General features: G+C 67.9%; 14 protein-coding genes and 4 tRNA genes. 15 read left to right on the top strand and 3 right to left on the bottom strand.

Translation table 11 applies throughout. The features are described 5' to 3' along the window. Positions 1-2 precede the first annotated feature (2 nt). The 3 genes from KF689_10255 to cysS all read left to right on the top strand — a co-directional run bounded on the left by KF689_10255 (position 3) and on the right by cysS (position 3,258). Positions 3-761 carry a PspA/IM30 family protein gene (locus KF689_10255; GenBank protein ID MBX3133750.1) on the top strand — a complete coding sequence of 253 codons (759 nt, stop codon included), beginning with the start codon at positions 3-5 and terminating at the stop codon, positions 759-761. Between the two features lie 133 nt (positions 762-894). Continuing rightward, positions 895-1,836: an ATP-binding cassette domain-containing protein gene (locus tag KF689_10250; GenBank protein MBX3133749.1), complete on the top strand. Its 942-nt coding sequence runs from the start codon at positions 895-897 to the stop codon at positions 1,834-1,836. A gap of 9 nt (positions 1,837-1,845) precedes the next feature. Next, a complete protein-coding gene (cysS, locus tag KF689_10245) occupies positions 1,846-3,258 on the top strand; it encodes a cysteine--tRNA ligase (GenBank protein ID MBX3133748.1) in 1,413 nt (470 codons plus the stop codon). Here the strand turns inward: cysS and KF689_10240 are convergent. Then, positions 3,251-3,388, bottom strand: a complete 138-nt coding sequence (locus KF689_10240; protein MBX3133747.1) for a hypothetical protein — start codon at positions 3,386-3,388, stop codon at positions 3,251-3,253. The two genes, cysS and KF689_10240, sit on opposite strands and share 8 nt — an antisense overlap. Between KF689_10240 and KF689_10235 the strand changes: the two genes are divergently transcribed. The 4 genes from KF689_10235 (at position 3,362) to KF689_10220 (ending at position 3,773) form a co-directional block, all read left to right on the top strand. After that, positions 3,362-3,434 (top strand) — tRNA-Thr (locus KF689_10235). The genes KF689_10240 and KF689_10235 overlap by 27 nt on opposite strands. 33 nt (positions 3,435-3,467) lie before the next feature. Then, a tRNA-Tyr gene (locus KF689_10230) sits at positions 3,468-3,550 on the top strand. A 40-nt stretch (positions 3,551-3,590) separates the two neighbouring features. Further along, positions 3,591-3,663 (top strand) — tRNA-Gly (locus tag KF689_10225). A gap of 37 nt (positions 3,664-3,700) precedes the next feature. After that, positions 3,701-3,773: transfer RNA gene (locus KF689_10220), tRNA-Thr, on the top strand. Between the two features lie 21 nt (positions 3,774-3,794). On the opposite strand, the gene KF689_10215 is transcribed toward KF689_10220, so the two are convergent. Both KF689_10215 and KF689_10210 read right to left on the bottom strand, forming a co-directional pair. Then, positions 3,795-6,509, bottom strand: coding sequence for an ABC transporter permease (locus KF689_10215; protein MBX3133746.1), 2,715 nt, complete (start codon positions 6,507-6,509; stop codon positions 3,795-3,797). Continuing rightward, entirely contained in the window at positions 6,506-6,844 is a 339-nt protein-coding gene (locus KF689_10210) for a PadR family transcriptional regulator (protein MBX3133745.1), read from the bottom strand. The genes KF689_10215 and KF689_10210 overlap by 4 nt, the downstream gene beginning before the upstream one ends. Positions 6,845-7,076: 232 nt before the next feature. Here KF689_10210 and rpmG point away from each other — a divergent pair, with 232 nt between their 5' ends. From rpmG to rpoB, 8 genes are all read left to right on the top strand, one after another. Continuing rightward, on the top strand, positions 7,077-7,229 hold the full coding sequence (gene rpmG, locus KF689_10205) for a 50S ribosomal protein L33 (GenBank protein MBX3133744.1): 153 nt from the start codon (positions 7,077-7,079) through the stop codon (positions 7,227-7,229). Further along, entirely contained in the window at positions 7,230-7,463 is a 234-nt protein-coding gene (gene secE, locus KF689_10200; GenBank protein MBX3133743.1) for a preprotein translocase subunit SecE, read from the top strand. Between the two features lie 2 nt (positions 7,464-7,465). Then, positions 7,466-8,011, top strand: a complete 546-nt coding sequence (gene nusG, locus KF689_10195) for a transcription termination/antitermination factor NusG (GenBank protein ID MBX3133742.1) — start codon at positions 7,466-7,468, stop codon at positions 8,009-8,011. Positions 8,012-8,255: 244 nt separating this feature from the next. Then, positions 8,256-8,678: a 50S ribosomal protein L11 gene (gene rplK / locus KF689_10190; GenBank protein ID MBX3133741.1), complete on the top strand. Its 423-nt coding sequence runs from the start codon at positions 8,256-8,258 to the stop codon at positions 8,676-8,678. Beyond that, complete coding sequence (gene rplA, locus KF689_10185; protein ID MBX3133740.1) at positions 8,675-9,364, top strand: 50S ribosomal protein L1; 690 nt, start codon at positions 8,675-8,677, stop codon at positions 9,362-9,364. Before rplK ends, rplA begins: the two co-directional genes overlap by 4 nt. Positions 9,365-9,370: 6 nt before the next feature. Beyond that, positions 9,371-9,856: a 50S ribosomal protein L10 gene (gene rplJ / locus KF689_10180; protein ID MBX3133739.1), complete on the top strand. Its 486-nt coding sequence runs from the start codon at positions 9,371-9,373 to the stop codon at positions 9,854-9,856. A 70-nt stretch (positions 9,857-9,926) separates the two neighbouring features. After that, positions 9,927-10,316 (top strand): 50S ribosomal protein L7/L12, encoded by a 390-nt coding sequence (rplL, locus tag KF689_10175; protein ID MBX3133738.1) that lies wholly within the window; start codon positions 9,927-9,929, stop codon positions 10,314-10,316. Positions 10,317-10,509: 193 nt separating this feature from the next. Beyond that, the gene (gene rpoB / locus KF689_10170; protein ID MBX3133737.1) at positions 10,510-15,078 is read left to right on the top strand and encodes a DNA-directed RNA polymerase subunit beta; all 4,569 of its coding nucleotides are present in this window, start codon (positions 10,510-10,512) and stop codon (positions 15,076-15,078) included. Position 15,079: the final 1 nt, after the last annotated feature.

Below are 15,079 nucleotides of genomic sequence, written 5' to 3'. Positions count from 1 at the left end.
CGATGGGACTCTTCGACCGACTCGCCACGCTCCTGAAGTCGAACATCAACGACCTGATCTCGCGCGCCGAGAATCCGGAGAAGATGCTCGACCAGATCGTCGTGGATATGCAGAACCAGCTGGCCCGCGCCAAGCAGCAGGTGGCCGCCGCCATCGCCGACGAGAAGCGCCTCAAGGACCAGTTCGAGGCCGAGTACAAGCAGAGCCAGGACTGGGAAGCCAAGGCGATGCTGGCCGTCAAGGAGGGCCGCGACGACCTCGCGAAGCAGGCCCTGATGCGCCAGCAGGAGCACTACGAGCACGCCGCCACGCTCGAGGCCACCTGGCAGGCGCACGTGATGGAGACGGAGAAGCTCAAGAACTCACTGCGCGACCTGAACGACAAGATCCAGGAAGCCAAGCGCAAGAAGAACCTCCTGCTCGCGCGGCAGCGCCGGGCGCAGGCGCAGCAGAAGATCTCGGAGACGATGTCGTCGATGTCCGAGAAGAGCGCCTTCGAGGCCTTCGCGCGGATGGAAGAGAAGATCGGCCAGAACGAGCGGATGTTGAAGGCCAGTACCGAGATCGAGGAGGAGTTCAGCGGCGACCGCCTCGCTGGCGACTTCAAGCGGCTGGAGAAGCAGGCCGGCTCGGCCAGCGCGGACCAGCAGTTGCTGGCGCTCAAGCAGAAGATGGGGCTGTTGCCGCCTGGCTCCAGCGCGCCGGCCAAGCGGATCGGCGCCGGCGAGACGGTGGACGCCGAGATCGACGAGAAGAAGTAGGCGAGGCTCACGAAGAACTACGACGCCCGTCGCGCTGGCCGCGACGGGCGTCGTTGCGTCGGCGCAGGCAATTGCCGCAGTCGGCGCGACGAGGATGGCGGCGCATCGCGCAACGCGCGCTACCGTGCCGCCTATGCGACCGACACCACTCCTCGAGTTTCGCCACGTCACGCGCCGCTGGCGCGCGGGCGTGCTCGGCACCACCACCGATGTCCTCGCGCTCTCGCAGGTTTCGCTACGCCTGCACGCCGGCCAACTGATGGCCGTGACCGGCGCCGGCGGCGCCGGCAAGAGCACGCTGCTGATGCTCGCCGCGGGCGTGGCGCGCCCTACTGGCGGCACGGTGCGATGGCAGGGCGAACTGGACCATCGCCCGCTGCGTCCGCAGATCGTGCGCGCACGGCCCTGGGAGTACCACTTCCTCACGGTGCGGCAGGCGCTGGCCTTTCACGCCGACGTGCTCGCACTTGGCGAGGATCCGATTCCGGCGCCGACGCGGTTCCTGCCGCTGATGCATCGCGTGGGGCTCGTGGGAATGTCGCGCGTGCGCCTGGGATCACTCGGCGCGCTGGATCAACTGCGCGTGGTGGTCGCGCAGGCGCTGCTTGCGCGGCCGCAGCTGATCTGCTGCGATGAGCCCTTCGCCTTTCTCGGGCCGGCGGATCGCGCGGTGGGCATCGCGCTGCTGCAATCCATCGCCGCGGGCGGCGTGGCGGTGATCATCGCCGGTCGCGACGGCGAGGCCTGCGGCGGGCAGGGCACGGCCGACAAGGTGCTGCGCTTGGTGCAGGGCCGCGCGGATGGCTTGGCGCGTCCTCGGCGCAACGTGCTGGAACTGCTCGTACCGAGTCCGGACGACGCGATGTGGCGCCTCTTGCCGCGGCTGCCGAGCGTGGCTCGGCGCGGCCGGCGGCTGCGCGTGCCGCTGGTGCCAGGCACGTCGCCGGAGTCGGTGCTCGCGCTGTGCCGGGATGCCGGCGTCGCGGTGCGGGCGTCGCGCGTGGCGGAGGAGGCACTGCCGCGCGACGCGCTGCGGGAGGCTGCGCCGTTGCCGCCCCCCGACACGTCCCGGTAGCTTTCGCGGATGCCGGAGTTCCGTCTCTTCAATACGATGACCCGCGCGGTCGAAGCTTTCGCTCCGGCGGATGGCGAGACCGTGCGCCTCTATACCTGCGGTCCGACGGTCTACAACCCGGCGCACCTCGGCAACTTCCGCACCTTCCTCTTCGAGGACCTGTTGCGGCGCACGATCCGCCTGCGCGGCTGGAAGGTGGAGCAGGTGATGAACCTGACCGACGTGGACGACAAGATCATCGTGCGCGCGTCGGAGCAGGGAAAGACGATCGGCGAGGTGACGGACCCAATCGTCGCGATCTTCCACGAGGACCGGAAGTACCTGCGCATCGAGGACGCCGAGCACTATCCGCGGGCGACGGCCTACATCCCGCAGATGATCGCCTTGGTGGAGCGCCTGATCGCCAACGGCGTCGCCTACGTGGCCGAGGACAAGTCGGTGTACTTCGCGATCGCGAAGTTCCCGGGCTACGGGCGGCTCTCGCGGCTGGACACTCGCGAGATCCAGACCGGCGCGCGCGTGGCGCAGGACGACTACTCCAAGGAGAACGCGCAGGACTTCGCGCTGTGGAAGGCCGCCAAGCCGGAGGACGAAGCCTGCGCCGCGGCCTGGGATTCGCCTTGGGGCCGCGGGCGTCCGGGCTGGCACCTCGAGTGCTCGGCGATGGCGATGAGCATCCTTGGCGACACGCTGGACCTGCACTGCGGCGGCATCGACCTCGTGTTCCCGCATCACGAGGACGAGATCGCGCAGAGCGAGGCGGCGACGGGCAAGGAGTTCGCACGCTGCTGGTGCCACGGCGAGTTCCTGCTCACCGAGGGCGCGAAGATGGCCAAGCGGGTGGGCAACGTGCAGAACGTCGAGGGCCTGCGCGAGGCGGGCATCGGCGGGGCGGCGGTGCGCCACTTCGTGTTCAGCACGCACTACCGCAAGCAGCTCAACCTGAGCGGCGAGGCGCTGGAGGGCTCGATGGAAGCCGTGCGCCGCATCGGCGACTTCGCCGAGCGCCTGCAGCGGGCCAAGGGCGGCACGCGCGGGCTGGAGGACGCGGCCGACCGTCTCGAGACGGCGGTGCGCACGGCGCTGTTCGAGGACCTCAACGCGCCCGAGGCGATGGCGGCGCTGTTCGAGTTCATCCGTGCGGCCAACAAGGAGCTCGACGCCGGCGGCAGCGACGTGGCGGCGCTGCGCCGCGCGCGCGACGTGTTCGCGATGGTGGACCGCGTCCTCGACCTGGTGCCGGAGGCGGCGGCGGCCGACGCCGAGCTGGCGGAGTGGGTGGAGCGGCAGTTGCAGGCGCGGAAGGAAGCGCGCGGTCGCCGGGACTTCGCCGCGGCGGACGCCATCCGCGAGGCGCTCGAGGCCAAGGGCATCGTGATCGAGGACGGACCGCAGGGGACGCGGTGGAAGCTCCTCACGTGACCAACGATGCCGGCCGGAGGTCGGAAATGGTGAGGCGAGTCGTGCCTTCCGTCTTGGGGCTTCCGTCCTTATCCTTCAGTTCTGCGCTCTGGATGCAGGGTTCGCTGACGTAGCTCAGCTGGTAGAGCACCCGATTTGTAATCGGGCGGTCGCGAGTTCGATCCTCGCCGTCAGCTCTGGCAGGGCTTTCGGTGGCGCCGCGGAATCGAGGTGGGATACCCAAGTGGCCAACGGGAGCAGACTGTAAATCTGCCGGCTTATGCCTTCGAAGGTTCGAATCCTTCTCCCACCATATTTCGAGCAGCAAAGACGGAAGACGGAAGAGTAGAGATGCGGGAGTAGCTCAGCTGGTAGAGCGCAAGCCTTCCAAGCTTGATGTCGCGGGTTCGAGCCCCGTCTCCCGCTCTGTGTTGGAGAAGCAAAGACGGAAGAGGAAAAGGTCGCACGCGTAGCTCAGTTGGTAGAGCACATCCTTGGTAAGGATGAGGTCACCGGTTCAATCCCGGTCGCGTGCTTGCGGGGCAACACCGGCGAGGTCATTCGCCGCGCAGGGCCTGCATCGGGTCGGCGCCCAGCGCGCGGCGGGCGGGCACGAGGCTCGCGACGAGCGCCACCGCCAACATCGTGCCGAGTACGGCCGCATAGGTGACGGGGTCGGTGGCCCGCACCCGGAACAGCAGCGGCTCCACCCAGCGCGAGGCGCCCAGCGCCAGCAGTGCCCCGACGATGACGCCGAGCGCCGTCACCCGCAGTCCTTGCCCCACCACCAGGCGCAGCACGTCGCCGGCCTGCGCGCCGAGTGCACGGCGCAGGCCAAGCTCGTGTGCGCGGGTGGTGACGTCGTAGCTGATTACGCCGTAGAGGCCCACCGACGCTACCAGCAGCGCGAGGCCGCCGAACATCGTGAACAGCGTGGCCCCGAGCCGCCAGGCCGAACTCTGGTTGTCCACCATCTCCTGCATCGGGCGCACGACCGCGAGTCCGTCGCCAGGCATCGCGCGGGTGAGCGCGGCCCGGATGCGCTCGACGTGTGCGGTGGGGTCCGATGTCCGCAGCCTGAGGGCGATCGGTAGCAACGCCCCCGGCGCGAACTGCTCGGCCACCAGGTAGTACGTCAGCATCGGATCGTCGTCGACCAGCGCCTGCTGCCGCGTGTTGCCTGCGATCCCTACGACGGTGGTGCAGGGCGCGCCGATGGCCGGGCCGCCGTCGCCGAGGCTCACGTGGAGGCACTGGCCCAGCGCCTCGCGGTCGGGCCAGAGCCGCTCGGCCATCGCTTCGCTGACGATCGCGACTCGCACGGACCCTTGGCGGTCCGACGCGTCGAAGCCGCGTCCGCGGATGATGGCGATCCGCATCACCTGGAAGTACGACGGTGACCCGAGCTGGAAGTTGAAGCGGCCGAGGCTGGCCACCGAGTCCACGCCGGGTACCCAGAGGTCCGCAGTGTTGCTGCGGAAGAGGCGGGTGTTCATCGTCGTGGCGGCTTCCACGCCGGGGATCGCCTCCGCCGCCTCGAGCATCTGGCGCTGGAGCTGGGCCTGCTGCTCGTCGCCCAGCGATTCGCCGCGCGCATCGAGCACGGCCTCCACCACCGGCCCGGCATCGTAGCCCAAGGGCAGTGCGCGTGCCGCGCCGAAACTGCGCACGAACAACCCCGCCCCGATGAGCAGCACCACCGAGAGCGCCACCTGGAAGACCAGCAAGGCGCTGCGCACGCGCGAGCGCCGCGCCGCCCCGTCGCGGCCACCGCCTCGGAGCATCGCGCCCAGTTCGCCGCGGCCGGCGATGACCATCGGCCCAAGCGCTGTCAGCAGCGTGGTGAGCAGCACCAGCGCGATGCCCACCGCGAAGGTGCGTGCGTCCTGCGCGAGGTTGAACGCCGAGCCCTCCGGCAGCAGCAGCGCCCGGATGAGCGTGCCACTCCACTGCGCGAAGACCAGCCCGGCAGCCAAACCCAACGCGGAGAGCAGCAGGCTCTCAGCAATGAACTGCGCCAGCAGCCGTCGGCGAGAGACGCCCAGGGCGAGTCGGATGCTGACCTCGCGCCGCCGCTGCAGCAGCCGCGCGACCATCAGATTTGCGACGCTGGCGCAGGCGATGAGCAGCACGACGATGGCCACTCCAGAGACCCAGAGCAACACGGTGGCGTCGTCGCCCCGTTCGGGTCCGGCCGCCGTCTTGACCGGCCCCGCCAGTCCACGCGGCTGCACCAGGGAGTCGGCCATCACGCGCGGGTTCAGCTCGCGCGCCTGGGCGCGGCTGCGCACGTAGGCCTGCGTGAGGTCGGCGTTGGCGGCTTCGACGCTGACGCCGGGCTTGCGGCGCACGAGCATCTCCACCCAGTCCCATCGGTAGTCCAGCCAATAGGTGTCGCGCGAGTAGGGGCCGAGGTTCGCCGCGATCGTGGTGATGGGGACGAACACCTCCGGCGGTTCGCCACTGACGGTTCCGACGAAGTCCGCCGGCGCCACGCCGACGATGCGGTAGTCGAGGGAGCCGACCTTGAGCTGGCGACCGACGACGTCGTCGCCGCCGAATTCGCGGCGCCAGAATGCGGCGCTGATCACCGCGACGGTGGTGCCAAGCGGGAGGGCGTCTTCGCTGGCGGTGAAGTAGCGGCCGTGCACGGGTGCCGCGTCGAAGAAGCCGAAGAACGCGGCACTGACGCCGGCGACCTTGCGCACGCGGGTGTCGTCGCCCCGGCCGACGGCGAAGCGCCATTCGGAGACGGCGGCGTAGTGCGAGAACGACTGCGTCTCACGCTGCAGGTCGGCGAAGCGCGTATACGGGAACACCGTGTTGGTGCTGCGGCGTCCCTGGAAGGTCGTCTGTAGGTAGACGCGGTTCACCGTGGAGGGGTCGCGCAGCAGCGGATACGGCCGGAACATCACGCGGTCCAGCACGGCGAACATCGCGGCGTTGGCCCCGATGCCGAGTGCCAGCGTGAGGATGGCCGCCACGGTGAAGCCGGGGCTGCGGCGCAGCCCGCGCAGGGCGTAGCGTAAGTCCTGCAGCCGACGCTCCAGAGCCGGAAAGCCCCAGGCGTCACGGCTCTCGGCGCGGGTGCTGGCGAGGTGGCCGAGGCGTCGGTGCGCGGCCGCGCGGGCCTCGGCGGGGGAGAGCCCTTCGCGCTCATACTCCTCCTCGAGTAGCGTGAGGTGCTCCTGCAGCTCGTCCGTCAGCTCGCGGTCGAGTTCCTCACGGCGTCGCCAGGCCGCGAGCCTGCCTATGAGTTCGCGCAGGGTCATCCTGCCGTGCTCCGCAGCACGCGCGTCGTGGCCGCAGCCGAGCGCAGGAAGCTCTCGGACTCGTGGCCGAGCTGTGTGCGGCCGTCGTCGGTGAGCTCGTAGTAGCGGCCCGTGCGTCCGGTCGGGGTGCGTTGCAGTTGGGAGCGCACCCAGCCCTTGACCTGCATCCGCTGGAGCGCCGGGTACAGCGAGCCCTCCTCGACGCGCAGGGCGTCGCCGGAGAAGCGCCTGATGTTCTGGGCGATCCCGTAGCCGTGCAGTGCGCCGAAGGAGAGGGTCTTGAGGATGAGCAGGTCCAGCGTGCCCGCGAGCAGTCCGGCGGTCAGGTCGGTCATAGGGGCTCCTATACTAGTCAGAACTATGTATAGGTTTGACAGGCCGGAGCGCAAGAGGGTTTGCGGGGCAGGGCTTTGGCGGGCGCGCAAACTGGCCCGGAGGCGGGACTTGCAACGATTCGCTATCCCGTCTACGTTTCAAGGCTCGCCGCCAAGCGCCCAAGTCCGGGCGTTGGGTGGCCTGTCGCGTCCCTGCGGGGGCGCCGGTGAACGCCTGACCAGTGAGTGACTTATGCCGCGCGACAAGATCATCCTCGCGTGCAGTGAGTGCAAGAACCGCAACTACTTCACCACGAAGAACAAGCGCCTGCACCCGGAGCGCGTCGAGTGGAAGAAGTACTGCCCGCGCTGCAACAAGCACATGCTCCACAAGGAGACGAAGTAAGTGGCCGGCGAGGTCGTGCAGGCCCAGCCGTCGCTGCCGGCGCGCGTCGCCAACTTCTGGAACGAAGTGGTGACGGAGATGCGCAAGGTCACGTGGCCGGAGCGCCCGCAGGTGCAGCAGCTCTCGATCGGCGTGATCGGGCTCTCGCTGTTCATCGGCGCGGTGATCTGGCTGCTCGACCTCGTGCTGCAGGCGGTGCTGGTGCGCGGGATTCCGGCACTCTTCGGAGCTTGACCGTGACCCATCGCTGGTACGCCGTCCAGACGACCTCTGGCCACGAGAACAAGGTGCGCACGCTGATCCAGCGGAAGATCGACGCGGATCCGGCGGCGCCCGACGAACGGCGCATCCGGCAGGCGCTGGTCCCGACCGAGCAGGTGGTCGAGATCAAGAACGGCAAGAAGGTGACGGTCGATCGCAAGGTCTACCCGGGCTACGTGCTCGTGGAGATGGCGATCAGCGAGGAGACGCTGCACACGATCAACGCCATCCAGGGCGTGATCAAGTTCGTCGGCTCCAAGGACCGCGAACCGCAGGCGCTGCGGGACGACGAAGTGAAGCGCCTGCTGGGCATCGCGGTGGAAGAGGAAGTGGCCGCTCCGAAGGAGGAGATTCCGTTCCTCGTCGGCCAGGCGGTGGCGATCACGGACGGCCCGTTCACGGATTTCAACGGAACGGTCGAGGACGTGATGGCGGATAAGGGGAAGGTCAGGGTCAGCGTGAGTTTGTTCGGGCGGCCCACTTCGGTGGAGCTCGACTATTTGCAGCTGAAGGGACACTGAGTCGGGACGGATGACGGATGACGGAGGCTATACCGCTCCGTGTGCATCCGTCCTCCGTCATCCGTCCGAAGTCTTGTAGATGCCCCTGCGCGGGGCAGATGGCTGAGGTCACAGTCGCCATCGAGGAGCGCACAGACGGATCACCACACCGTCTCTAAACAACAACGTGGGAGTCAGCGTGCATCGCCAGCCCGTCCCGTGAGGACGGCGCCCGGGCACGCTTCACGTTTTCCCAGAGGGAGAGATGGCCAAGAAGGTCACCGGTTTCGTCAAACTGCAGATCCCTGCAGGCAAGGCGAATCCGGCCCCGCCGGTCGGTACGGCTCTCGGTCCGCAGGGCATCAACATCATGGCATTCTGCAAGGAGTTCAACTCCAAGACGCAGGGCCAGGATGCGATCCTGCCGGTCGAGATCACCATCTATGCCGACAAGTCCTTCACCTTCATCCTGAAGACGCCGCCCGCGGCGTTCCTCGTGAAGAAGGAAGCTGGTATCGAGAAGGGCTCGGGTCAGCCGAACCGCAACAAGGTCGGCGCGATCACGCAGGCGCAGGTCCGGAAGATCGCCGAACTCAAGATGCCCGACCTCAACACCGATTCGCTCGAGGGCGCGATGGCGATGATCGCCGGCGCCGCGCGGTCGATGGGCGTGGAGGTGAAGGGATGAAGACGCACGGCAAGAAGTACCGCGCCGCGGCCGAGAAGATCGCCGCCGGCACGCTGCACACCCCGAAGGCCGCCCTCGAGGCCGTCAAGAACGCGGCGTTCGCCAAGTTCGACGAGACGGTCGAGATCGCGGTGCGCCTCGGTGTGGATCCCCGCCACGCGGACCAGGTGGTCCGTGGCACGGTGGTGCTCCCCGCCGGCACGGGTAAGTCGGTCCGCGTCCTCGTCATCGCCGTCGGCGACAAGGCGAAGGAAGCCGAGGCCGCCGGCGCCGACTTCGTCGGCACGGAGTTCATCCAGAAGATCAAGGATGGCTGGACGGACTTCGACGTGATGATCGCCACGCCGGACCAGATGGGCCAGGTCGGCCAGCTGGGTCGCGTGCTCGGTCCCCGCGGCCTGATGCCGAACCCGAAGGCGGGCACGGTCACGTTCAATGTGGCCCAGGCAGTCAAGGAGACGAAGGCGGGCAAGATCGAGTTCCGCGTCGACAAGGCTGGCAATGTCCAGGCCGCGATCGGCAAGGTCTCGTTCGGGCTCGAGGCCCTCGAGCAGAACTTCGGCGCGTTTATGGACCAGATCATCCGGTCCAAGCCCGCCGCGTCGAAGGGCGTGTACGTCAAGACCGTCGCCGTGAGCTCCACGATGGGGCCCGGCCTGCGAATCGACACCACCCCGTACCGGTAACCCACGATGAAGCGATCCGACAAGGACCAGCTCGTCGCCGAGCTGAAGGGCAAGCTCGAGGGCGCCGCTGCGGTCTATTACACGGACTTCACCGGTCTCAACGTGAAGTCGATGACGACCCTCCGCCGCCGCTTCCGCAAGGCCGGCGTGGAGTACGTGGTCATCAAGAACACCCTCGCGCTGCGCGCGGTGAACGAGGCTGGCCTCACCGGCCAGACGCTCAAGGGGCCCACGGGCGTCGTGGTGGCGAAGGATGCCATCGCCGCGGCCAAGCTCCTCGCCGACTTCGCGAAGGAAAACGACTCGAAGCCGTCCATCAAGGGCGGGCTCTGGGACGGCAAGGCCGTAGACGAGGCGACGGTGAAGAAGCTCGCCTCGATGCCGACCCGCGAAGAGGCGCTGTCGATCCTCGTTGGCACGTTCAACAGCGTGCTCTCGATGTTCGCCCTCGCCCTCGAGGCGAAGAAGACGCAGCTCGAAGGTTCGAACTAATCCCCCAGGCGTCTGCCTGATCACACACGCCCCAGGATTCCCTGGGGGACACTTTTGGAGAATGACTCAAATGGCTAACGCGACCCTTTCCAAGGACGAGATCCTCGAGGCGATCGGCAATATGTCGGTCATCGAGCTCACCGACCTGATCGAGGCGTTCAAGACCAAGTTCAACGTGACCATCGCTGCCGTCGCCGCTGGCGCGCCGGCGGGTGGCGCGGGTGGTGGCGCCGCCGCCGCCGAGGAGAAGACGGAGTTCGACGTCGTCCTCAAGGATGCCGGTGGCAAGAAGATCCAGGTCATCAAGGTGGTGCGCGAGCTCACCGGCCTCGGCCTCAAGGAGGCCAAGGATATGGTGGACGGCGCGCCGCAGACCCTGAAGGCCGGCGTCTCGAAGGACGAGGCGGCCGCGGTCAAGGCCAAGCTCGAGGCCGAGGGCGCGGTCGTCGAGGTCAAGTAAGGCGGATGGGTTACCGGCCGGGGCACGGGTCACCGTGCTCCCGGTCGCAACTCACTCCCTCTTACTCGGCCTTGCGATGCACCCCACGAAGTCCCCGCTCCACATCTGAAGCTCCTTTCGCCTCCCTCCCCTCGGCGCCGCCGGGTGGGGGCGAGGCGGTTTTCGCCTGTTCACGGGCACAGCCCGGGTCGATATGATCACGCAGATCTCCTTCGGAAAGCTCGAGACCGGGATGGGTATGCCCCATCTCCTCGACATCCAGACGCAGGCCTTCCAGTCGCTCCTCCAGCTCGACGCCGCGAAGCACGACCGCGAAGACGTCGGACTCGAGCGCGTCTTCAAGGATCTCTTCCCCATCACGGACGTCCACGAGAACTTCTCGCTGGACTTCAAGCGCTACACGCTCGGCGAGCCCAAGTACTCGGTCGAGGAGTGCATCGAGCGCGATATGACCTACTCGGCACCGCTGAAGGCGACGCTGGTGCTGACGGTCTATGAGGAGAACCCGGTCGACGGGAAGAAGCGCCTCAAGAACCAGATCGAGAAGGAGGTCTACCTCGGCGAGCTGCCCCTGCTCACGCCGCTGGGCACCTTCGTGATCAACGGCGCCGAGCGCGTGATCGTCTCGCAGCTGCACCGGTCGCCGGGCGTGGTGTTCGAGGAGAGCACGCACCCCAACGGCCAGCGCCTGATCTCGTCGCGGATCATCCCCTTCCGCGGCTCCTGGGTGGAGTTCACCGTGGACATCCACGACGTGGTCTTCGTCCACATCGACAAGAAGAAGAAGTTCCCGGCGACGGCGCTGTTGCGCGCCTTCGGCTACGGGTCGAACGCCGACATCTACCGCCTGTTCTTCGGCGTGCGCGAGCTGGACATCACGAAGCGCAAGGAAGGCCGTGACCGCGAGGTGATCGGTGCGATCATCGCGCAGGACATCGAGCTGGCCGGCGAGGCGACCCCCGAGGACGCCCCGAAGGCGAAGACGAAGAAGGCCCGCGCCGAGCGCGAGCGCGCCGAGAACGTGCTGCTCGTCAAGCAGGGCGACGAGCTCACGGAAGAGGTGTTCAACCGCCTGCGCCGCCAGAAGATCGACAAGGTGCAGGTGTTCGCTTCGTACCAGCAGGTGGACCTGCGCGAGGAGCTCGACGCCTTCGAGCGCGGCGACCGCACGTCGGCGCGCACGATCGCGCTCGAGGTCGTGGATCCGGCCACCGGCGAAGTCGTCGCCGAGCCGGGCCAGTCGCTGAACGTGACGATGGTCAAGAAGCTCCGGAAGCTCGAGCTGCAGAAGGTCTCCTGCTTCGTGGCCTCGGGCCGCGCCGAGAGCACGCTGATCCGCAACACGCTGGCCAAGGACCCGACCAAGTCGGAAGACGAGGCGCTCAAGCAGATCTACTCGCTGCTCCGTCCGGGCGACGCCCCGAACAAGGAGACGGCGAAGCAGGCGCTCGAGCGGCTGTTCTTCTCGCCGAAGCGCTACGACCTCGGCCGCGTGGGGCGCTACAAGATCAACCAGCGCCTGCACTTGAACACGCCGATGAGCCACACCGTCCTCTCGACCGAGGACTTCGTGGCCATCATCCGCTACCTGGTCGAGTTGCACCAGGGCCGCGGCTACGTCGACGACATCGACCACCTCGGCAACCGCCGCATCCGCTCGGTGGGCGAGCTCATCGCCAACCAGTTCTCCGTGGGCCTGTCGCGTATGGCGCGCCTGGTCAAGGAACGGATGAGCATCAACCAGGACAGCGAGAAGATCTCGCTGGACGACCTCGTGAACGCGCGCACCGTCTCGGCGGTGATCCAGGCGTTCTTCGGCTCGTCGCAGCTCTCGCAGTTTATGGACCAGACGAACCCGCTGGCCGAGCTGACGCACAAGCGCCGCCTGTCGGCGCTCGGACCGGGCGGCCTGACGCGCGAGCGCGCGGGCTTCGAGGTCCGCGACGTGCACTACTCGCAGTACGGGCGGATGTGCCCCATCGAGACGCCGGAAGGGCCGAACATCGGCCTGATCACGTCGCTGGCCTGCTTCGCACGGGTCAACGACCTCGGCTTCGTGGAGACGCCGTACATCGTGGTGAAGAACGGCAAGGTGACGAAGGAGATCGCCTGGCTGGACGCGAACCGCGAGGAAGACGCCGTCATCGCGCAGGCCAACGCGCGCCTGAACGAGGACGGGACATTCGCGGAAGAGTTGGTGCTCTGCCGCCAGCAGGCCGACGTGCCGCTGCTGCCGGCCAGCCGCGTGGACTATATGGACGTGGCGCCCGAGCAGTTGGTCTCGATCGCCGCGGCGCTGATTCCGTTCCTCGAGCACGACGACGCGAACCGCGCGCTGATGGGTTCGAATATGCAGCGCCAGGCGGTGCCGCTCCTCAACCCGCAGACGCCGCTGGTGGGCACCGGGCTGGAGGAGAAGGTGGCCGTGGACTCGGGCGCGACGGTGATCGCCAAGCGCGCCGGCACGGTGACGCGCGTGACGGCGGACGAGATCATCGTGGACGCCGGCGCCAAGGGCAAGGACGGCGAGGCGCCGTTGCAGCGGCTCGCGGCGCAGGACCGCTACAAGCTCCGCAAGTACCGCCGGACGAACCAGGACACGGCGCTGAACCAGCGTCCGCTGGTGAAGGCCGGCCAGAAGGTGAAGGCGGGCGAGGTGCTCGCCGACGGCGCCGGGACGCAGTTCGGCCAGCTCGCGCTGGGCTCGAACGTGACGGTGGCGTTTATGCCGTGGTACGGCCACAACTTCGAAGACGCCATCGTGCTCTCGGAGCGCCTGGTGAAGGACGACGTGTATTCGTCGATCCACATCCAGGAGCACGAACTCCACGTGCGCGACACGAAGCGCGGCCAGGAAGAGATCACGCGCGAGATCCCGAACGTCTCGGAGGAGTCCCTGGTGGACCTCGACGAGCGCGGCATCGTGCGCATCGGTGCGCACGTGCGCCCGGGTGACATCCTGGTCGGCAAGATCACGCCGAAGGGCGAGACCGAGCTGTCGCCGGAAGAGAAGCTGCTGACGGCGATCTTCGGCGAGAAGGCCAAGGACGTGAAGGACAGCTCGCTCAAGGTGCCCCCGGGCGTCGAGGGCGTGGTGATCGACGTGAAGATCTTCTCGCGCGTGGAAGACCAGGTGGTCGAGAAGGACCGCGGTGAGCGGATCGGCGACGTGCGCCGCCTCGAGGGCGAGGAGAAGGTGCGCGTGAACGACGTGCGCGACGAGGAGATCAAGGCCCTGCTGGTGGGCCAGAAGGTGGCGTTGGCGCTGCAGAGCGGGACGGTCGAGGAGGCCATCCCGGCGGGCACGACGCTGACCGAGGAGTTGCTCGCGGGCCTGCGCCTGGCGACGCTGGACCTCAAGACCTTCCGCGTCGAGAGCAAGAAGGTGAACGAGGAGGTCCGCCGCATCATCGACGCCGCCGACGAGGTGAAGTCGAAGATCGAGGAGCGGGCGGAGATGCGGATCGACCAGATCCTCAAGCCGGATGAACTGCCCCCGGGCGTCATCCAGCTGGTGAAGGTGTACCTGGCCGAGAAGCGCAAGATCTCGGTGGGCGACAAGATGGCCGGCCGCCACGGCAACAAGGGCATCGTGGCGCGCATCGTGCCGGAAGAGGATATGCCGTTCCTCCCGGACGGGACGCCGGTGGACATCGTGCTCAACCCGCTGGGCGTGCCGTCGCGAATGAACGTCGGGCAGATCCTCGAGACCCACCTCGGGTGGGCGGCGAAGATCCTCGGCTTCTACGCGAAGACCCCGGTGTTCCAGGGCGCGAACGAGCGCGAGATCGGGCTCTGCCTGCGGATGGCGGGCCTGGAGTGGGTGCGCGGTGCGCTGGAGCTGGAGACGCCGGCGCCGGGCTTTACGGCCGACGAGCTGCGGTCCATCCTCGACGACCTGCGGCCGAGCCAGGCCGAGGCGGACAAGGTGGAGCTGCTGCACGACGCGACGCTGAACGACCTGAACGGGCGCGGGATGAGCGCGCCGGCGAAGGCCGCGTACCAGCGCGCCTTCGAGTACCTGTCCGGTGCGGCCAAGGAACTGGCGGCGCGCGAGCGGGTGGCCACGCAGCACGCGGTGGCGCACCACACGGCGCAGCTGGATGCCGAGGACGTGACGGCGGCGCAGAAGGCGGAGCTGAAGAAGGCGATCAAGGAGCTCGAGAAGCGCGCCGAGCTGGACGACGCGGCGCTGCTCGAGGCGATGGGTCGCCCGGCGCTGTCGGCGATGCTGGGCAAGAAGAGCGAGGCCGACCTGGACGCGGCGGCCCGCGAGCTGATGACCGTGGGCGGAATGATGCCAGGCGGGAAGATCCGCCTGCGCGACGGCCGCACGGGCGAGACCTTCGCCAACCCGGTGACGGTGGGCCAGGTCTATATGCTGAAGCTGAGCCACCTCGTGGACGACAAGATCCACGCGCGCTCGATCGGCCCCTACTCGCTGGTCACGCAGCAGCCGCTGGCGGGCAAGGCGCAGTTCGGCGGCCAGCGCTTCGGCGAGATGGAAGTGTGGGCGCTGGAGGCCTACGGCGCGGCGCACACCCTGCAGGAGATCCTGACGGTCAAGTCGGACGACGTGAACGGCCGTTCGCGCGTGTACGAGGCGATCGTGAAGGGCCAGAACTTGCCGGAGCCGGGCACGCCGGAGTCGTTCAACGTGCTCGTGAAGGAACTGCAGGCGCTGGGCATCCACGTGACGATGGATTCGCACGCTGAAGGCGGGCACCAGGGCATTTCGTCTCCCTTCGGCACCGAGGAGTAAC

It is taken from the genome of Gemmatimonadaceae bacterium (assembly GCA_019637355.1).
GTDB lineage: Bacteria > Gemmatimonadota > Gemmatimonadetes > Gemmatimonadales > Gemmatimonadaceae > Pseudogemmatithrix.
Note: the sequence above shows the minus strand (reverse complement) of the source record. Positions and strands in the feature narration are given on the sequence as shown.